Annotated in this window: 15 protein-coding genes and 1 pseudogene; 2 read left to right on the top strand and 14 right to left on the bottom strand. The window is 73.1% G+C overall.

Annotated features, from left to right (window positions below; translation table 11 throughout):
- Positions 1-369 precede the first annotated feature (369 nt).
- The 10 genes and pseudogenes from ABXS69_RS05295 to ABXS69_RS05250 all read right to left on the bottom strand — a co-directional run bounded on the left by ABXS69_RS05295 (position 370) and on the right by ABXS69_RS05250 (position 12,320).
- Positions 370-3,916: pseudogene (locus ABXS69_RS05295) on the bottom strand (proline dehydrogenase family protein).
- A 139-nt stretch (positions 3,917-4,055) separates the two neighbouring features.
- A complete protein-coding gene (gene era / locus ABXS69_RS05290; protein WP_366181476.1) occupies positions 4,056-5,198 on the bottom strand; it encodes a GTPase Era in 1,143 nt (380 codons plus the stop codon).
- Positions 5,195-6,487: a hemolysin family protein gene (locus ABXS69_RS05285; RefSeq protein WP_366181475.1), complete on the bottom strand. Its 1,293-nt coding sequence runs from the start codon at positions 6,485-6,487 to the stop codon at positions 5,195-5,197. The genes era and ABXS69_RS05285 overlap by 4 nt, the downstream gene beginning before the upstream one ends.
- The gene (gene ybeY / locus ABXS69_RS05280; RefSeq protein ID WP_366181474.1) at positions 6,484-6,942 is read right to left on the bottom strand and encodes an rRNA maturation RNase YbeY; all 459 of its coding nucleotides are present in this window, start codon (positions 6,940-6,942) and stop codon (positions 6,484-6,486) included. The genes ABXS69_RS05285 and ybeY overlap by 4 nt, the downstream gene beginning before the upstream one ends.
- Positions 6,939-8,141 carry a PhoH family protein gene (locus ABXS69_RS05275; RefSeq protein WP_366181473.1) on the bottom strand — a complete coding sequence of 401 codons (1,203 nt, stop codon included), beginning with the start codon at positions 8,139-8,141 and terminating at the stop codon, positions 6,939-6,941. The genes ybeY and ABXS69_RS05275 overlap by 4 nt, the downstream gene beginning before the upstream one ends.
- A 116-nt stretch (positions 8,142-8,257) precedes the next feature.
- Entirely contained in the window at positions 8,258-9,127 is an 870-nt protein-coding gene (locus ABXS69_RS05270) for an EamA family transporter (protein WP_366181472.1), read from the bottom strand.
- Between the two features lie 60 nt (positions 9,128-9,187).
- Positions 9,188-9,934, bottom strand: a complete 747-nt coding sequence (locus tag ABXS69_RS05265) for an ABC transporter permease (RefSeq protein WP_366181471.1) — start codon at positions 9,932-9,934, stop codon at positions 9,188-9,190.
- On the bottom strand, positions 9,931-10,701 hold the full coding sequence (locus ABXS69_RS05260) for an ABC transporter ATP-binding protein (protein WP_366181470.1): 771 nt from the start codon (positions 10,699-10,701) through the stop codon (positions 9,931-9,933). Before ABXS69_RS05260 ends, ABXS69_RS05265 begins: the two co-directional genes overlap by 4 nt.
- A 121-nt stretch (positions 10,702-10,822) precedes the next feature.
- Positions 10,823-11,434: a TetR family transcriptional regulator gene (locus ABXS69_RS05255; RefSeq protein ID WP_366181469.1), complete on the bottom strand. Its 612-nt coding sequence runs from the start codon at positions 11,432-11,434 to the stop codon at positions 10,823-10,825.
- Between the two features lie 97 nt (positions 11,435-11,531).
- Positions 11,532-12,320, bottom strand: a complete 789-nt coding sequence (locus tag ABXS69_RS05250; protein ID WP_366181468.1) for a 16S rRNA (uracil(1498)-N(3))-methyltransferase — start codon at positions 12,318-12,320, stop codon at positions 11,532-11,534.
- 50 nt (positions 12,321-12,370) lie between these two features.
- Between ABXS69_RS05250 and ABXS69_RS05245 the strand changes: the two genes are divergently transcribed.
- The gene (locus tag ABXS69_RS05245; protein ID WP_366181467.1) at positions 12,371-13,186 is read left to right on the top strand and encodes a YggS family pyridoxal phosphate-dependent enzyme; all 816 of its coding nucleotides are present in this window, start codon (positions 12,371-12,373) and stop codon (positions 13,184-13,186) included.
- A 39-nt stretch (positions 13,187-13,225) separates the two neighbouring features.
- On the opposite strand, the gene dnaJ is transcribed toward ABXS69_RS05245, so the two are convergent.
- A complete protein-coding gene (gene dnaJ / locus ABXS69_RS05240; protein WP_366181466.1) occupies positions 13,226-14,341 on the bottom strand; it encodes a molecular chaperone DnaJ in 1,116 nt (371 codons plus the stop codon).
- Positions 14,342-14,409: 68 nt separating this feature from the next.
- Complete coding sequence (gene hrcA, locus ABXS69_RS05235) at positions 14,410-15,474, bottom strand: heat-inducible transcriptional repressor HrcA (protein WP_366181465.1); 1,065 nt, start codon at positions 15,472-15,474, stop codon at positions 14,410-14,412.
- A 270-nt stretch (positions 15,475-15,744) separates the two neighbouring features.
- Between hrcA and ABXS69_RS05230 the strand changes: the two genes are divergently transcribed.
- Positions 15,745-16,638, top strand: coding sequence for a DUF3097 domain-containing protein (locus ABXS69_RS05230; protein WP_366181538.1), 894 nt, complete (start codon positions 15,745-15,747; stop codon positions 16,636-16,638).
- A 35-nt stretch (positions 16,639-16,673) separates the two neighbouring features.
- On the opposite strand, the gene ABXS69_RS05225 is transcribed toward ABXS69_RS05230, so the two are convergent.
- Positions 16,674-18,077 (bottom strand): sodium:proton antiporter, encoded by a 1,404-nt coding sequence (locus ABXS69_RS05225; RefSeq protein ID WP_366181464.1) that lies wholly within the window; start codon positions 18,075-18,077, stop codon positions 16,674-16,676.
- A gap of 66 nt (positions 18,078-18,143) precedes the next feature.
- On the bottom strand, positions 18,144-19,208 hold the full coding sequence (gene hemH / locus ABXS69_RS05220) for a ferrochelatase (protein WP_366181463.1): 1,065 nt from the start codon (positions 19,206-19,208) through the stop codon (positions 18,144-18,146).
- Positions 19,209-19,252: the final 44 nt, after the last annotated feature.

Raw genomic sequence — 19,252 nt, 5'->3', positions numbered from 1 at the left:
GAGGTCAGTGGTGGCGATCGGGCGCGTTGGGCGCCCGGCGGCAGGCAACGCGGATCGCCGCGGTCGGGGTGCCGGCCTGTCAGGCCCCGCCGCGGCGGCTAAGCAGGAGGCCGCCGCCCGGGCGCAGGGCCCGGCTCCGCGCTGGCATCGCCGCTGGCATCGCTCGCTTCACTGGCATGACCCTGACCGTACTCCAAAAGCGACGCCCCGTCAGGACGAACCACACTCCGGACCCGCCGCCCCTCGCCGAGACCGGTCGATAACAAGAGCGAGACCGGTCAGCCGCGCCCTCGCGCCCAGAAACCGTCTCGGCCCGGCCTCGCGCCCTCGAGATGCGAGGATGGGGGCGCGAGGCCGGGCCGAGGGCGCTCAGATGAGGCCGGCGGCGAGGTCGAGGGGAGTGCCGAAGCGGTGGTTGGTGATCGCGATGGACTGCTCGCGCAGGAAGGGCAGGAGCTCGGTGTGCGGGCAGGGGGTGACTGCTCCCGTGTAGAGGGCGACGTCGGGGCTGCCGTTGGTCAACGACGTCGCCTCCTGCCAGACGGAGGCCTCGGGGACGCCGCGCGGGGCGAGGACGCGCACGCGCGCGCCGACGGCGTGAGAGGCGCCCAGATCCGCCAGGCGGGCGGACCACACGCCCTCGGGCTCCAGCTCCACGCGGACGCCCGCCGCCTGGGCCGCGGCCGTCAGGCCCGCCTGCAGCGGCGCCTCCACGGAGAAGCTCGACGTCGGCGCCCGCGAGCACGCCCGCGGCGAGGACGCGCACGAGGTCCACCGTCTCCACGCCGAGCACGGAGCGCACGATGACAGGGGTGGGCCGGTAGCGCAGGATGTTGCGCTCGCAGACCAGCCCCGTGACATCGAGCGCCTGGCCGTAGCGCTCCTTCCAGGCGGCGGCGTCTGCGGCGAGGGCGCGGCGCAGCCAGGCGGCGTCGGCGCGGACGAGCTCGTGGCGCACGGCCTCGAAGAGCCCCGCGACGCGCTCATCGACGTCGGACAGTGAGCCGCTCTCGGCCTCAGCCTCGGCACCCTCCTCCGGGGAGACCTCCCCCAGGCCGAGCAGGTAGGAGGGACCGCCGGCCTTCGTGGTGGCGCCGATGGCGGAGCGCTTCCAGCCGCCGAAGGGCTGGCGCCGCACGATGGCGCCGGTGATGCCGCGGTTGACGTAGAGGTTGCCGGCCTCGATCCCGTCGAGCCACTGGGCGAGCTCGGCGGGATCGAGGGTCTGCAGCCCGGAGGTCAGCCCGTAGTCGACGGCGTTGACCACCTCGATCGCCTCGGCGAGCGTGTCCACCCGCATGATGCCGATGACCGGCGCGAAGTACTCGGTGAGGTGGTACTCGCTGCCGGGGGTCACACCGGCGCGGACGCCGGGGCGCCACAGGCCCTGGCCCAGGTGCTTGGGGGCGAGCACCCAGTGCTCCCCGCGCCCCAGGGAGGTCAGCGCCCGCCGCGCCTTGGGGTCGTCCGGGACGACGACGCGCCCCACCTGGGAGTCCAGGTGCTCCGGCCCCTTGACCCGCAGGGAGGCGGTGGCGTCCACGAGCTGGCGGGCGATGCGCTCGGAGTGGCCGGCCGAGCCGACGAGCACGAGGAGGGAGGCGGCCGAGCACTTCTGGCCGGCGTGCCCGAAGGCCGAGGCGACGGCGTCGCGCACGGCGAGGTCGGGATCAGCCGAGGGTGTGACGATGATGGCGTTCTTGCCGCTGGTCTCGCCGAGCAGGCGCATGGAGGGCTTCCAGGAGCGGAAGAGGCGGGCGGTGTCGTAGGAGCCGGTGAGGATGACACGCTCGACGCCCTCGTGGGTGACCAGGTGCTGGGAGACGTCACCATCCTCGATGGGGGCGAGCATGAGGACGTCCTGCGGCACCCCGGCGGCGTGGAGGGCGCTCACGATCTCGGCGCCGCAGCGGCGGGCGGGAGGGGCGGGCTTGAGGACAACGGCGCTGCCCACGGCCAGGGCGGCCACGACTCCGCCGGTGGGGATGGCCAGTGGGAAGTTCCAGGGTGAGGCGACGACGGTCACCCGCGCGGGGGTGAAGCGGGCGCCGGTGAGGTAGTCGGGATCGGCCAGCTCCAGGGACAGGCGCGCGTAGTGGCGGCAGAAGTCGACGGCCTCACTGACCTCGGGGTCGGACTGGTCGATGGTCTTGCCGGTCTCCGCGGCGGCCACCTCGATGAGCTCGGCCCGGCGGGAGGCGAGGATGTCCCCGGCGTGGTCGATGATGGCGGCGCGCTCGGCGGCCGGCAGGGCCGCCCACGCCTGCTGCGCGCTCGTGAGGTCGGCGATGGCCCTGTCCACGTCCTCGATGGCGGCCAGCAGGGCCTCGCCGGAGCGCACGTCGTCGATGCCGCGCTTGGAGCCGTCGATGGCGGCGGCGATGCGGCGCGCCCACTCGCGGTTGGCGGGCAGGGCGGGGTCGGAGTCGGGGGTGGGGGCGTACTCGGGCAGGGGGCCCGGGGCGGGCGGCCCGGGAACGGGGGCTCCCTGCTCGGCGAGGCGATCCTGGGTGCGGCGGGGCGCGGGCACGGGGGCGCCGGGGTCGAGGTCGCCGAGGGCGTCGAGGAAGCGCTGCTGCTCGCGAGCGAAGACGGCGGGGTCTGAGGCGAGGTCGAAGACGCCCGACATGAAGTTCTCGGGGGCCGCGTTCTCCTCCAGACGGCGCACGAGGTAGGAGATGGCGACGTCGAACTCGCCGGGGTCCACCACGGGCACGTACAGGAGGAGCTGGCCGACGTCGCGGCGCACGACCTCGGCGATGCCGGTGGCCATGCCGGAGAGCATCTCGAACTCGACGTCGTCCTGGACGCCACGGGCCTCGCGCAGCTCGTAGGCGAAGGCGATGTCGAAGAGGTTCTGGCCGGCCACGCCCAGGCGGATGTTGGCCAGACGCTCGGGCGTCATGGCCCACTGGAGCATCCGCTTGTAGTGGGTGTCGGTGGCCTGCTTGCTGGGCCAGGTGACCAGCTCCCAGCCGTGGATCTCGGCGTCGACGCGCTCCATGGACAGGTTGGCGCCCTTGACGATGCGGACCTTGACCCGGCTCCCGCCGGAGGCGACGCGGGCGGCGGCCCAGTCCTGGAGGCGCTCCATGGCGGCCAGGGAGTCAGGCAGGTAGGCCTGCAGGACGATGCCCGCCTCGTAGCCGCGCAGGTCGGGTTGATCGAGGATGGCGGTGAAGACCTCGATGGTCAGATCGAGGTCCTTGTAGTCCTCCATGTCGAGGTTGAGGAAGGTGCCGTGGTCGCGAGCGGTGCGGTACAGGGGTGTCAGGGCCTTGACACCGTGGGCGACGACCTCCTCGTGCCCCCAGGGGTTGTGGGGGCCGGTGACGGCGGAGACCTTGACGGAGACGTAGTCGACGTCGTCGCGCGTGACGAGGCCCGTGACCGCGGCGAGGCGGCGCTCGGCCTCCTTCTCCCCCAGGACGGCCTCGCCCAGGAGGTTGACGTTGAGGCGGTTTCCGCCCTCGCGCAGGCGGGCGAGCGCGGGTCCGAGACTGGCCTCGGTGGCGTCGACGACGAGGTCGCCGACGAGCTCGCGGAAGGTGCGGCGGGCGATCTTGGCGGCGGTGCGCGGGGCGAGGCGCGCGACGCGCCCGCCGACGCCGGTGGCGGCGCCGAGCAGCCTCGGCAGGAAGCTGGTGCGCCTGGCGGCCAGGCGGGCGAGCGCGGCCCCGGCGACGTCGAGGTCGGCGGGGCGCACGACGTCGTCGGTGAAGCGGGTGGTGAACTCCAGGCCATCGGGGTCGGCGAGGATGCCAGCCAGGAGGCGGGCGCTGCGCCCGACGGGCTCGTGGGCGGAGGCGTCGGCCCAGCGGCGGGCTCGGGCGGTGGCGCGCTGACCAATGGCCCACAGGTCGTCGGGGCAGGCGCGGGCGGGGCTCGTCGGGGCTGGGATGTCCTGGGGCGCCATGTGGGGCTCGCTCTCACTCGATGATCAGGGGCTGATCCAAGTGTGCGACACGGCGCCGTGACGCGCAGGGCTTTCGGCCCTGAGCGTCGCTGGTCCTTGCCCGGGCGGCCCGCCGGCGCCGGGGCCCCTGGGCGCGCGGCTAGAAGCCGAGCTTGGCCAGGGCCTTGGGATCGGACTGCCAGTCCTTGGCGGTACGCACGTGGAGGTCGAGATAGACCTTGCGGCGCAGGTAGTCCTCGATGCCGCGGCGGGCGCGCACGCCGATCTCCTTGAGGCGGGCCCCGCCCTTGCCGATGACGATGGCCTTCTGGGAGTCGCGCTCGACGACGAGGCTGACGCGCACCTGCAGGCGGTTGCCCGCACCCTTGACGGGGCCCAGGCTGCCGGGCGTCGTGCCGCGCGGGTCCATGACCTCGTCGACGATGACGGCAAGGGAGTGCGGGAGCTCGTCGCGCACGCCCTCCAGGGCGGCCTCGCGGACGAGCTCAGCGATCATGAGGTCGCGGGGCTCGTCGGTGATCTCACCGGTGGGGTAGAGCGGCGGCGAGGGGGGCAGGTGGCCGGCGAGGACGTCGGCGAGGACGTCGATCTGCTCGCCGCGCGCGGCGGAGACGGGGACGATGTCCGCCCAGTCCCCGAGTTGGTCGACGGCGAGGAGCTGGGCGGCCAGGGCCTCGCGGCTGACGGTGTCCGCCTTGGTGACGACGGCGACGACGGGGGCGCGCGAGTCAGCCAGGTCACGGGCGATGAAGCGGTCGCCGGGCCCGATCCTCTCGTTGGCGGGGACGCAGAAGGCGATGACGTCGACGTCGGCGAGGGTCTCGCGGACGAGGTCGTTGAGGCGCTTGCCCAGGAGGGTCTTGGGGCGGTGCATGCCGGGGGTGTCGACGAGGACGATCTGGGCGTCCCCGCGGTGGACGACGCCGCGCACGTTGTGGCGGGTGGTCTGGGGACGGTCGGACATGATGGCGACCTTCGTGCCGACCAGCGCGTTGGTGAGCGTGGACTTGCCGACGTTGGGGCGCCCGACGAGGCATGCGAAGCCAGCGCGGAAGCCCTCGGGGTAGGCGGGCAGGGAGGGCCCCGGGGCGGCGTCGCCAGTGGTCTCGGGATCCGGGCCCTCACCGTCGGCGCCCTCGGCTCCATCGTCGGTGAGGTCGAGCCCCGCCAAGGCGTTCTCGCCGGCCATGAGCTCGGCGTCGGAGGGGAAGCGGATGGGCCCAGCGGGCCCAATGGGCTCAGTGGGCTCGGCGTTGTCGTTCTCGGTGCTCTGGCCGGTCATGGGCGGTGATCGCTCTCGTCGTCGCGGGTGGTGGGGGTGCGGGTGGCCAGGAGGGTGGCGACCTGGCGGCGCCTGCCGGAGGCCTCTCCGGCGGTGAGGCGGACGCCCTGCCAGTCGCCGACGGCGCCGGGCAGGGGCACTCGTCCGATGGCCTTGGTGAGCAGGCCGATGGCGGTGCCGACGTCGTCGTCGTCGATCTCGAGGCCGAAGAGCCCTCCGAGCTCGTCGAGGCCGAGGCGCGCGGGGACGCGGTAGGCGCCGTCGCCGAGGTCCTCGACCTCGGGCTCGGCGTGGTCGTGCTCGTCAGTGAGCTCTCCGACGACCTCCTCCAGCAGGTCCTCCATGGTGACCAGGCCGGCGATACCGCCGTACTCGTCGACGGCGAGGGCCATGTGGAAGCGGCCGGACTGCATGTCGCGCAGGAGGTCGTCGGCGGCCTTGGTCTCGGGGACGTAGACGGCCTCGCGGGTGAAGCCGACGACGGCGCGGGCCTCGTGCTCGGGGTGCTCGGCGAGGCGGCGCAGGACGTCCTTGAGGTAGAGGATGCCGCGCACGTCGTCGGCATCGTCGCCGATGACGGGGACGCGGGAGTACCCCGAGCGGATGAACAGGCGCATGGCGGCGGCCATGGGCTCATCCTCCTCCATGGTGACCATGTCGGGGCGGGGGACCATGACCTCGCGCACGAGGGTCTGGCCCAGCTCGACCACGCTGCGCATCATCTCGCGGTCCTCGTCCTCGATGGACTCCGATTCGCCGATCTCGTCGATCATCTCGCGAAGGTCCTGGGTGACGGCCTCACGGGCCTCGGCCTCGGTGAGGGTGGAGGCGCGCCCGAAGTGGGACTCCAGCCAGCGCCAAGGGGCGCCGAGGGCGTCGACGCGGCGCAGGAGGCCGGCGAGGACGAGGAGGGCGCCCTCGGGGTCGCGGCGCCCGAGGCGTCGCGGGGAGATGCCCACGACGAGCCCAAGGAGGACGCCGTTGACCGCGGCGGCGGCGAGGAGGACCTGCCACCAGGAGGTGAGCAGGCCGGCGACCGCGAGGGTGACGAGGACGGCGGCGAGCATGTCCACGCCTATGCGCGCGGCGCCGATGGTGCCCAGGACCTCGCCGCGGCGCTCGGCGAGGGCCAGGACCCCGGCTGCGCCCCGACGGCCGTCCTCGACGAGGTCCTCAGCAGCGGCGCGGGTGATGCGGGCCAGGGCGGCCTCCCCGGCGGAGAGGGTGGCGCCCAGGGCGAGGATGACGACGGAGGCGGTGATGAGCAGGGCGACGGGGGTGCCGGTCATACGCCCCTGCTCGCGAGGAAGGTCAGGAGGAGGGTGCGCTGGAGATCGAACATCTCCTTCTTCTCCTCGGGCTCCGCGTGGTCGTAGCCGAGCAGGTGGAGGATGCCGTGGGTGGCCAGCAGCAGCATCTCCTCGACGGCGGAGTGCCCTGCGGCGATGGCCTGCTTGGCGGCGACCTGGGGGCAGATGACGATGTCGCCGAGGATCCCGGCGGGGGCGGGGCCGTCCTCGTCGCCAGGGCGCAGCTCGTCCATGGGGAAGCTCATGACGTCGGTGGGGCCGGGCAGGTCGAGCCAGCGGACGTGGAGCTCGGCCATGGGCTCGGGGTCGATGAAGAGGATGTTGAGCTCGGCCAGCGGGTTGACGCGCATGGCGGTGAGCACGTGGTCGGCCAGCGCGGCGAACTCGGCGCCGTCGATGGCGACCTCGGTCTCGTTGTTGATCTCGGTGGTCATGCGCGGCTCCTGGCGGGGGCGTGGTGGGTGGGGCGGGCAGCGCGATGCCCGCGAGAGCGGTGGGCGGCGGCCCCGGCGCCGCCGGTAGGGCCATCGCGGTTGGCCCGCAGGGCCTGGGCGGCGGCGGTCTCCGCGTCATAGGCGGCGTAGGCGTCGATGATGCGGCCGACGAGGCGGTGGCGGACGACGTCGGCGGCGCCGAGCTCGCAGAAGGAGATGCCGTCGACGCCGTCGAGGATCCGACGCACGACGACGAGGCCCGAGGGGCGCCCTCCGGGCAGGTCGATCTGGGAGACGTCCCCGGTGACCACCATCTTGGAGCCGAATCCGAGGCGGGTGAGGAACATCTTCATCTGCTCGGGGCTCGTGTTCTGGGCCTCGTCGAGGATGACGAAGGCGTCGTTGAGGGTGCGCCCGCGCATGTAGGCCAGTGGCGCGACCTCGATGGTGCCGGCGGCCATGAGCTTGGGCAGGGCCTCGGGCTCGAGCATGTCGTGCAGGGCGTCGTAGAGGGGCCGCAGGTAGGGGTCGATCTTGTCGGTGAGGGAGCCGGGCAGGAAGCCGAGGTTCTCGCCCGCCTCGACGGCGGGGCGGGTGAGGATGATGCGGGAGACCTGGTGGCGGGCGAGCGCGTCGACGGCCTTGGCCATGGCGAGGTAGGTCTTGCCGGTGCCGGCGGGGCCGATGCCGAAGGTGATGGTGGCGTCCTCGATGGCGTCGACGTACTTCTTCTGCCCCAGCGACTTGGCGCGGATGGTGCGGCCCCGCGCGGTCAGGACGTCCTCGGCGAGGATGTCGGCGGGGCGCGCGGCGGCCGCGAGGAGGCCGATGGCACGCTCGACCGCGTCGGCGGTCAGCGGTGTTCCAGCACGGGCGACGTCGACGAGCTCGGAGAGCAGGAGGACGACGGTGTCGACGACCGCTGGATCACCGGTGACGCGGATCTCGGAGTCGCGCACGAGGATGTCCGCGTCGGGGAAGCCCTTCTCCACGGCGCGCAGGACCTCGTCGCGCACGCCGAGGAGGGCGACGAGGGCGAGATCGGGTGGCAGGACGAGGGTGCGGGTGACCTCCGCGGCGGGGGCCGTGGGCGCGGCGGCGCCGGGCGAGCCGGGGCGCGCGGCGCCGCCGGGGGCGGCTGGCGAGGTGGTCCGCGGCGCGTGGGGAGCCACTACTGGGTCGATGGGCGCGTTGGTCATCGCGGCCGATCCTACCGGGGCGGGCAAGGGCGAGCGGACGGGGCGGCGCCGAGCCGGCCCGCGCAGGTCCACCCCCAGGACGCGCGAACGGGTCGAATCGAGGCGCGAGACAGGCGCTACAGCGCCATCGCGAGCGTGCCGGTCGTCAGCAGGGCGAGACCTCCCAGGTAGCGGCGGCCCAGGCGCTCGCGCAGGACGAGGACGGAGAAGGACGCGGTCACGAGGATGCTCAGCTTGTCGATCGGCACGATGACGCTCGCCGGGCCGTCCTGCAGCGCCCGGTAGAAGCAGAGCCAGGAGGCCCCGGTCGTCAGCCCCGAGGCCAGCACCAGCGCCAGCTCACGCCGGGGCAGGGCGTCCAGGGAGCGCCGTCGTCCGCTCACGGCGACCATCGCCCATGCCATGACCAGCACCACGGCCGTGCGGATCGCCGTGCCCAGGTTCGACTCCACGCCGACGATCCCGAGCTTACCCAGGATCGCCGTCAGCGCGGCGAACACCGCCGAGCCCAGCGCGTAGGCCAGCCACCCCTGGGAGCCGGGCCGCCCGGGAGCGGGTCTCGCGGCGCCGGCGCGGTCCAGCATGAGCAGCGTGCCCACGACCATGAGGAGCACGCCCGCTCCCCCGAGCGCCGTCAACGGCTCGCCCAGGAGGACCACCGCGAGCAGCACCGTGAGCACCGTGCTCAGCTTGTCGATCGGGGCGACCCTCGAGGCCTCCCCGAGCTGGAGGGCCTTGAAGTAGCACAGCCATGAGGCGCCCGTGGCCAGCCCGGAGGCGATGAGCCAGCCGAGGGTCGCGGCGTCGATGCTCGCGATCTGGGTCTGCGAGCCCCGGATGAGCACCATCGCGCAGGCCGCCACCAGAACCACGGGCGCGCGCAGGGCGGTGGCGAGGGTCGAGTCGATCTGCCGGATGCCCGCCTTGGCGAGCACCGCCGTCAGCCCGGCGAACAGGGCCGAGCCGCAGGCGAAGACGATCCACATGCGCCCAAGGCTAGGCCTCCTCGTTCCCCCAGCGGCCTCACCGGCAGCGCCATCCGGCCCTCAGCGGGTCCTGCGGGGCATCGTCAGCGGGGCGGCCGCCAGGACCACGAGGCCGATGGCCGCCAGGACCACCACGTCCACGACGAGGCCCCGCGTCACCGCCGATCTCGCCTGGACCTCGCCGACGGCGTTGATCGCCCAGCTCATCGGCATCACCTGGCTGACCAGTTCCAGGGCCGAGGGCAGCTGGCCGCGGGGCACGAGCATCCCGCACAGGAAGACCTGCACGCCGACGATGAGCGGCATGAACTGCACCGCCTGGAACTGCGTGGTCGACAGCGCGGAGACGAGCAGACCGATCGACACCCCCACGAAGGCGTCCAGCAGCGCGGTCAGGATGATCCACCCCCAGTTCCCTGAGATCGTCACCCCCAGCGCCCAGGCGCACACGGCGGAGAGCACGAGCGCCTGCCCCACGGCGACCACGGTGAGCGCCGTCGCGTAGCCCACGACGAGATCGGCGCGGTGCATCGGCGTGGTCCACAGGCGCTCCAGGGTCCCGCTCACGCGCTCCTGCAGCATGGTGATGCTCGTGATGAGGAACATGACGGACATCGGCAGGATCGCGATCATCTGCACGGCCACGCGGTCGAACACCGCGCCCCCGCCCGGGTAGTCCTTGTAGATGAAGTACAGGAGCGTCACCAGCAGCGCGGGGACCGCCATGATGAGCGCGATGGCGCGCTTGTCATTGAGCAGCTGGAGCAGGACGCGCTTGACGGTGGAGGCGTAGGCTCGCAGATTCATCGGTTCGTCTCCTTGCTCGCGGCGCTAGCGCTGCCGGCCGGCCCGGCGCTCTCGGCCGGCTCGACGTCGCGGATGATGGTGAGGAAGGCGTCGTCGAGGGTCTCGGCGCCGGTCCTGGCCAAGAGCTCGGGCGCGGTCGCCTCAGCCAGGATGCGACCCTCGCGCATGAGCAGGACGCCGTCGCAGCGGAAGGCCTCGTCCATGACGTGACTGGAGACGAGGATCGTGGTGCCACCCTCGGCGATGCGGCGGAAGGACGCCCACAGATCCTCCCGGGTCACTGGGTCCAGGCCGACCGTCGGCTCGTCGAGCACCAGCAGCTCCGGGGCCGCGACGAGCGCGCAGGCCAGTGAGACACGGTTGCGCTGCCCGCCGGAGAAGGAGCCCACCAGCCGTCCGGCGATGTCGGCGATGCCGACCTCGGCCAGGACCTCATCGACGCCGCGAGCGCGCGGCCCGGCCATGCGGGCGAAGTAGGCGACGTTCTGGCGGGCGCTCAGGTCCAGGTAGACCGAGGCCTCCTGGGTGACATAGCCGATGCGGCCGCGCAGCGGCTTGCTGCCGGGCACGGCCCCCAGGACCTCCAGATCCCCCGAGTAGCGCTGCACGCCGACGATCGAGCGCATGAGCGTCGTCTTCCCGCAGCCCGACGGCCCGAGCAGGCCGGTGATCGAGCCCGGGGCGAGAGCCAGGTCGAGCCCGTGGAGGATCTCATTGCCGCCACGAGTGACGACGAGGCCGGTGGCGCGCACGGCGGGCGCGGGCATCGATGACGCCGGCTCCGATGCGCGGGGTCTTGATGAGGCACCCTTGGTTTTCATCATTTGATGAATATAAGGGCGCGGTCCCTCGTCGTCAAGAGTCATCACTGGAGCCCGCCGCTTCTCGTCAGGCGGCCGACGAGGGCAGATCCCCCGTCGCGTAGCGCTGGATGGTGGGGGCGATGAGCGCCACCGCCTCCTCGACGCTGAGCGAGGCGACCTCATCGAGACGGGCCATCCAGCGCGCCGCGCCGAATCCGATGAGCTGGCTGGCGATGAGCTGGCCGCGCAGCTCGGGCCGGTCCGGATCGAGCCTGTCCATGATGCCGCCCAGGATGCCGGTCGCGATGAAGTCGCGGAAGGGCGCCAGGCTCTCGTCATCGCTCATGGCGGCGCGGATGACGGCGGAGAAGCGATCACCGCCGAGCCCGTCCCACAGCCCCACGAAGGAGCGGGCGATCCCCTCCCCCAGCTCCTCGGGAGCGAGGCGGGAGATCGCCTGGACCCGCCCGGAGATATCGACGCCGGTCCCGGCCGCCGACGCGACGACGGCCTCGGCGAAGAGCTCGGCGCGATCCCTGAAGTAGTGGTGGACGAGGGCGGGATCGACGCCGGCATCCCGCGCGACGCCGCGCAGCGAGGTGCGGTAGCCGTCCCTGGCGAATGCCGTGCGGGCGGCGGCGAGGATCGCCTCGCGCGCGTCCGGGCTCCCGGCGGGCCTGCGCCCGCGCGGGCTCATCGCCGCCTCCTCACGGGCGATACCGGCATCGACAGCATGGCCGAAGTATGCCCCAAGGGCGCCTGCGAGCGAGCCGGTGGGCGCCGCTGGGCGGTTCTCAGCCCCACAGGCCGGCGCGCTGGGCGAGGACGGCCAGGGCCACGGGGCCGGCGGAGGCCGTGCGCATGACATGCGGGCCCAGGCGCACCGCCGTCGCGCCCGCGTCCTCCAGGATGGCGACCTCCTCACCGCTGATACCGCCCTCCGGGCCGACGATCACGCCCACCACGCCGCCTCCGGGCAGCGCCGCGCCGCTGATGGGCGCCGTCGCCTCCTCATGCAGGACGAGCACTGCTCCCCCGTCGTCGACGACGCCTCTCACCCAGGCGGCGAGACCCGCGGTTCGCCTGGGCTCGGCCACCTCGGGCACACGGGCGCGGCGCGCCTGCTTCGCCGCCTCGCGGGCGGTGGCCTCCCACCGCGCCCGCCCCTTGGCGACCTTCGGCCCCGACCACACGGAGATCGAGCGCTCCGCCTGCCAGGGAAGCACGAGGTCCACGCCGACCTCGGTGGCGGTCTCCACGGCCTGCTCATCGCGGCCGCCCTTGGCCAGGGCCTGGACGAGGGCGAGCCGCACGGGCGGCGCCTCCTCCGCCGCGCGCTCGACCACCCTCACGGCCAGGCGGTCCTTCGCGCCGCCCTCGCCGGCGGCGGTCACCTCGCAGACCAGGCGCAGGCCCGTCCCATCCACGAGATCAACGCGCTCACCGGCGCGCAGCCGCCGCACCGCGACGGCATGACGGGCCTCCGGGCCAGTCAGGACGAGGGCGTCCCCCGGCCCGGCCATGGCGGCCGCGCCGTCGGGCTTGAGGGTCTCGGGGCTCATGAGGAACACGGGCGCGGTCACCCCCCAAGCCTACGGCCCGCTCCGGCCGCCCCGGTGCTAGCGTCCGGGCCATGATCCCCAGCCCGCACGACGCCCCGGACGCTCCGAGCACTCAGGACTCGCCTGCGACCTCCCCCCAGCCCGTCACCACCCCGATCACGCCGGAGGACTTCGCGCGCAACCTCGCCGCGGTCCGCTCCCGCCTGGAGGCCGCCGCCGAGCGCGCGGGCCGGGCGGCCTCTGAGATCAGGCTCCTGCCGGTCTCGAAGACCGTCCCCGAGGAGCGGCTGCGCGCCGCCGTCGCCGCGGGCGTCACCCAGATGGGCGAGAACAAGGTCCAGGAGGCCAAGCGCAAGAGCGAGAACCTGGCGGACCTGCCCATCCACTGGGCGCTCATCGGCCATCTCCAGACCAATAAGGCCAGGGACGCGGCGACCTTCGCCCACGAGTTCCAGGCGCTGGACTCCCTGCGCGTGGCCGAGGCCCTCGACCGCCGTCTCCAGGCGCTCGGCCGGCCCCTGGACGTGTACGTGCAGGTCAACTCCTCGGGCGAGGCCAGCAAGTTCGGCCTGGAGCCCGCGGATGTCCCCGCGTTCCTGACCGCGCTGCCCGCCTATTCCTCCCTGCGGGTGCGCGGGCTCATGACGCTGGCCGCCCACACCGACGACGCCGCCCGCGTCCGCGCCTGCTTCACCACCATGCGCGAGCTGCGCGACGCCGGGCTCCAGGCGGGCGCCGTGGGCGACGGCCAGCTGTCCATGGGCATGAGCGGCGACTTCGAGATCGCCATCGAGGAGGGATCCACCTGCGTGCGGGTGGGTCAGGCGATCTTCGGGGCGCGACCCGCTCCCGGCGCCCAGCACTGGCCCGGGCAGCGCCGGGGCTGAGGGCGCGGGCGGCCAGGGCCCTGACGCCGCCCGCCCGGCTCAGCGCCCGGAGAGCCTCTCCTTCAGGCGCCCCATGACGGACTCGTCGCGGTGGGACAGGTCGCCCTCCTCACCGCGCAGCTCGGCGAGCCGGCGCAGCAGGTCGCGCTGCCGCTCGTCCAGGCGCGTGGGCGTCTCGACGACGATCTCGACGTTGAGGTCCCCGCGCCCGGCTCGGCGCAGGCGCCCGACGCCGAGCCCTTTGAGGGGCAGGACCTCGCCGGGCTGCGTGCCCGGCTTGACGACGATGCGCTGGCCGCCGTCGAGGGTGGAGATGTCGTATTCGGCGCCGAGCGCGGCCGCGGTCATGGGGATGCGCAGCTCGGTCCACAGATCGTCGCCGTCGCGGCGCAGGTTCTCGTGCTCGACCTCGTGGAACTCCACGTAGAGATCGCCGGCGGGGCCGCCCGCGGGCCCGGCCTCGCCGCGCCCGGACATGCGCATGCGCGTGCCGGTGGACACGCCGGCGGGGATGCGGATCTCGATGTCCTGGTGGGTGCGCTTACGGCCCTCGCCGGAGCACTCGGGGCAGGGGGTGACGATGACGGTGCCGTAGCCGTGGCAGGTGGCGCACGGCGAGGTGGTCATGACGTTGCCGAGGAAGGAGCGCGCCATGTGCTGCACGGAGCCCGAGCCGTTGCAGGACGAGCAGGTCACCGGCGAGGTGCCGGGCGCGCAGCAGGAGCCCTCGCAGGCGGGGCAGGTGATGTGGGTGTCGAAGGGGACGGTGCGGGTAGCGCCGAAGGCGACCTCCTCCAGCTCGACGTCGACGCTCAGCAGCGCGTCCTGGCCCCGCCGTGCGCGGGACGCGGGCCCGCGAGACCCGGCCGCGGCCCCGAAGAAGGAGCTGAAGATGTCGGCGAAGCCCCCGAAGTCCCCTCCGCCGAACCCGGCGCCGCCCCCGCGCACGGCATCCTCCCCGCCGAGATCGTAGAGCTGGCGCTTCTCGGGGTCGGAGAGGGTCTCGTAGGCGGTGGAGACGAGCTTGAACTCGTCCTCGTGCCCGGGGCCGGCGACGTCGGGGTGCAGGGCGCGGGCCTTCTTGCGGTAGGCCTTCTTGATCTCATCGGCGCTGGCCCCTCGGGTCACGCCGAGCGCCTCGTAGTAGTCGCTCACAGTCGGGTCTTCCTTCAGTCGTCAGTCGATGATGGTCAGTGGCGCGGTGCGGATGGCGCGGCGGCCGCTCAGTCCCGCGGTCCGGCGAGGAACCGGGACAGGTATCGGGCGACGGCGCGCACAGCGGTCATGGTGGCCGGGTAGTCCATTCGGGTGGGGCCGATGACCCCCAGGTGGGCGACGGCGTCGCCGACGCCCGGGCCGTACCCCGCGGTGACGACGCTGGCCTCGGCCAGGGCGTCCTCATGGTTCTCCGAGCCGATGCTCACGCGCATCCCGGAGGCGTCGGCCGGGTCCCCTGAGAGCAGGCGCAGGAGGACGACCTGCTCCTCGATGGCGTCCAGGAGCGGCCCCATGGTGGTGAAATCGGGGGTGGCGCGGGCCAGGTTCGCGGTGCCGGCCACGGCGATGCGCTCCTCGGCGTCGGGACGCAGGGCGGCGATGAGCTCGCCGGTGACGGCGGCCAGCAGCGCGCGCTCGTCGGAGGGGGCCTGCTCCGCCAGGCTCGCCAGCAAGGGGGCGACGTCGTCCGCCCTCCGCCCCACGAGGGAGGCGTTGAGGCGGGTCTTGAGACGCTCCAGGGCGATGGGGTCGACGACGCCGCGCGCCCCGTCGTCCCCCAGGCCGGAGCGGTGGCCCATGAGGGTGATGGTGCGCTGCTCGACGCGCCCGGTGTCCGTGATGATGACCATGAGCAGGCGCGTGGGCGCCAGGGCCACGAGCTCGAGGTGGCGCAGCGCGGTCAGCCGCAGGCTCGGGTACTCGACGACCGCCAGCTGCCCGGTGAGCTGGGCCAAGACCCGCACGGTGCGGACCACCACCTGCTCCAGGTCCACCGCGCCGCTCAGCAGCGCGGAGATCGCCGCGCGCTCGGGGGCGGACAAGGGCTTGACGCGGGCGACCTCGTCGACGAAGAGGCGGTAGCCCTTCTCCGTGGGGACGCGGCCCGCGCTCGTGTGGGGCTGGTGGATGTAGCCCTCGTCCTCCAGGGCGGCCATGTCGTTGCGGATGGTGGCCGGGGACACGCCGAGGCGGTAGCGCTCGACGAGGGCTCGCGAGCCGACGGGCTCACGGGTGCGCACATAGTCCGTGACGATGGCGGACAGGACCTTGAGACGGCGATCATCAGCCATGGCGCTGCCCTCCTCCCGGCTCCCACGCGTTAGCACTCTCGGTCGACGAGTGCCATCCTACGCCCGGCCCGGCGGGTCTCCCGTTCGCCCAGCGTGAGCCTCGCTACCGTGCCCGGCGTGACTCCCGTTCCTCCCCACCGCCCCCAGGCCGTCCCCGGCGCGACGGCGGCCCGCCGCAAGGCCCTGCGCGAGCAGGGCGCCACCCGCGCGCAGCAGCTCGCGGCGGGTCCCGCGAGGACCGCCGCGCCCAGGTCGGCCTCCGCGCCGTCGATGTCCGACCGCTACGGGGGCGACGTGCTCGCCGCGGACCCGCATCGAGTGGGCCCGCGCGCCATCCGCCCAGGATCGGTCCATGTGGCCGTCGAGCGCGGCATGGTGCTGGAGGACCGCGAGACCGGCTTCGTGGGGGCAGCGGTCGCCGTGGAGAAGTCCGGGGGGCGCCGGATCGTCGTCCTGGAGGACCGCCACGGCACGCGGCGCGGCTTCACGCTGGGCCCGGGGTTCTGGCTGGAGGGCCGCCCCGTCATCCTCGACCCCCCGGCGCCGGCGCGCCGCGCCCCGGCCGGCCCGGTGAGCGCTGGCGGCAGGCGCCTGACGGCGTCGGGCTCCTACGCGGTGGAGGGCGAGCGCGCACGCACGGCCCGCGCCTCGAGGATCTGGGTGGAGGGCAGGCACGACGCCGAGCTCGTGGAGAAGGTCTGGGGTGATGACCTGCGCCATGAGGGCGTCGTCGTCCTCATGCTCGACGGCGTGGACAACCTGGAGGAGGTCATGGCCGAGTTCTCTCCGGGGCCGGCCAGGCGGGCGGGCGTCCTCGTGGACCACCTCGTGGCCGGCTCGAAGGAGTCGCGCATCGCCGAGCGCGTCCGCGCCATGCCAGGAGGGGACAACGTGCTCGTGCTGGGCCACCCGTATGTGGACGTGTGGCAGGCGGTGCGCCCCGGGAGGGTGGGACTGCGCGCCTGGCCCGAGATTCCGCGCGGCACGGACATCAAGCACGGGACGCTCGAGGCGCTCGGCTGGCCTCACGCCACCCAGGCGGATGTCGCCCGGGGCTGGCAGCGGATCCTGGCGACGGTGCGCTCCTACAAGGACCTGGAGCCGAGCCTGCTGGGCCGCATGGAGGAGCTCATCGACTTCGTCACCGCCCCCGGCACCGCCTGAGGGGACCGCTGGCCCCCTACCCGCCCGGGCCCCTCTCAGGCGTCCTGGATGGCCAGGCGGCGGCCGCGCCGGATGAGGGCGGCGTCCCAGGCGAGCAGGGCCGCCGTGAGCAGGCCGCCCAGGAGCTTGACCCACAGGGGCTGGGCGATGAAGATCATGACCATGGCGGCCAGGATCGGGACGAGCCGGGTGGCGGTCTGCACGACGTAGCCGCCGAAGGAGGGCATGGCGACGCCGTCGGCCTCGGCCACGGACTTGACCATGAAGTTCGGGCCGTTGCCGATGTAGGTGATGGCGCCGCAGAACACCGCGCCGAGCGCGATCGGCACGAGGTAGAGCTCAGGAACGCCCGCGACGAGCGCGCCTCCCGGGGATTCCACGACCTTGCCGACCTCGAAGAAGGTGACGTAGGTGGGGGCGTTGTCGAGCACGGAGGACAAGCCCCCCGTGAAGATGAAGAAGGTGATCTCGTTCACCGGCAGGCTCGGGGCGATCTCGTCCAAGTACTCCAGCGCCGGGATCATGGTGAGGAAGATGCCGACGAACAGGGCGGCGACCTCCGCGATGGGCCCCCAGGCGAACTGGTTGTCCTCGTAGCGCACGCGCTTGTCCCCCAGGAAGTAGGAGGCGGCCGCGGCGCCGATCATGATGGCCTCGCGGATCGGCAGCCAGTCGCTGAGCGTCGCGTAGCCCTCCTCGATGGCGTGGACGTCGATGGAGGGGGCGAGCGCGACGGCGGCGATGATGACGGCGAACCAGATGAAGTTCACGGCGCCGCGCAGGCCCAGGGGCTCGACCTCGGACTTGTCGCGCGTGATGTTTGCCCTGGGCTCCTGGGAGTGGAAGTAGGTGTCCAGGGCGAAGTAGGACGCCAGCAGCATCCCGTTGACGAACAGCCACTCGGGCACGAGGTGGAAGGTCCAGGTGAAGGGGACGCCGCGCAGGAAGCCGAGGAAGAGCGGCGGGTCACCCAGTGGCGTGAGCAGGCCGCCGCAGTTGGCGACGATGAAGATCGTGTACAGGACGGTGTGGACGCGGTAGCGCCGCTCCCGGTTGGTGGCCAGCAGGGGGCGGATCAGCAGCATGGCGGCGCCGGTGGTGCCCACGAAGGAGGCCAGGAAGCCGCCGATGGCCAGGAAGATCGTGTTGTTGCGGGGCGTGGCCTCGATATCGCCCTTGAGGTGGATCCCACCGGCGACGACGAAGAGCGAGAGCAGCAGGGCGATGAACTGCCCGTACTCGACGACGGCGGCGAAGACCCGCTGCCAGCCCAGGGCGTGCCACATCCAGGCGGCCACCGGCAGGCCGAGGGCCGAGGCCAGGATGAGCTGGTTGCGGTTCTTCTCCCACCAGTGCGCGGTGGCGGGGATGAGGGGGAGGGTGGCGATGCTCGCGAGCATCGCCATGAACGGGAGGGCGGACCACCAGGGCAAGTGCAAAACTTCTCCTCTGATTCTCGGCTTGTCCACCACCCACCATAGCCGACCGCGTGAAACCGCCCCGTCTCAATCCACCCATCCGGACAGCGCGGCACGGGCCTGCTCGGCCAGCGCGGCCACGCAGCCGGGCGCGTCATTGCCCCAGGGGATGTAGTGGAAGTCCCCTCCCCCGGCGGAGGTGAAGGCCCGCCTGTTGAGCTGGTCGATCTCCTCCAGGGTCTCCAGGCAGTCGGCCATGAAGCCGGGGCAGATGACGTCGACGCTCGGGCAGCCGGCTGCGCCCAGCTCGGCGACGGTGTCGATGGTGGCTGGCCCGATCCACCTCGCGGGCCCGAACACGGACTGGAAGGTGGTGCGGATGAGGCCCTCGGGGGCGGCGAGCCGAGCGGCGAGGAGGGCGGCGGTGCGCTCGCACTCGGAGCGATAGGGGTCCCCGGCGTCGTGCATGGCCCGGGGGATGGAGTGGAAGGACAGCAGGAGGCGCCCGCCGGCGGCGGGGTCGGGGCGGCCGTGGCGCTCCCAGTGGCTCTCGATGGCGGTGGCCAGGGCCTCGATGTAGGCCGGGGCGCCGGGGAAGGAGCGGATGGTGCGCAGCTCGGGCTGATCACGGCTGGCGAGGATGAAGCGGGCCGCCTCGTCGATGACGGTGCCCTGGCTGGAGGCGGAGTACTGGGGGTAGGCGGGCAGGATGGCGATGCGGCGGCAGCCCGCCTCCATGAGCTCGCCCATGACGCCCCTGAGGGCCGGCTTTCCGTAGCGCATGGCGATGCGGACCTGGACGGCGTCGCCGAGGGCGCTCGCGAGGAGCTCGCCCTGCCGCTCGGTGTGGTGCATGAGGGGCGACCCGGAGTGACTGGTCTCGTGGCCGGCGCGCCAGATGGTGGCGTACTTGCGGGCTGAGCGCGCTGGCCGGATGGTGAGGACGACGCCCTCGAGGACGGGGCGCCACAGGGCGGGGTGGGTCTCGACGACGCGCCTGTCGGTGAGGAACTCGCGCAGGAAGGGGCGCACGCGCTTGGCAGTGGGCGCCTCGGGCGTACCGAGGTTGGCCAGGATGAGCGCTGGGCGGCGATCAGGGCGGGGATGCGCGGGGGTCACGGGGTCCTCGACGGCGTGGGCGGATGGCTTCATGACGACGCGACGCTATTCGTCACCTCCACAAGACTACCCGATCC

Origin of the sequence: Actinomyces timonensis (assembly GCF_040702965.1) — a bacterium.
In the GTDB taxonomy this organism is placed as follows: domain Bacteria; phylum Actinomycetota; class Actinomycetes; order Actinomycetales; family Actinomycetaceae; genus Actinomyces; species Actinomyces timonensis_A.
This window is presented reverse-complemented; position numbering and strand designations above follow the sequence as displayed.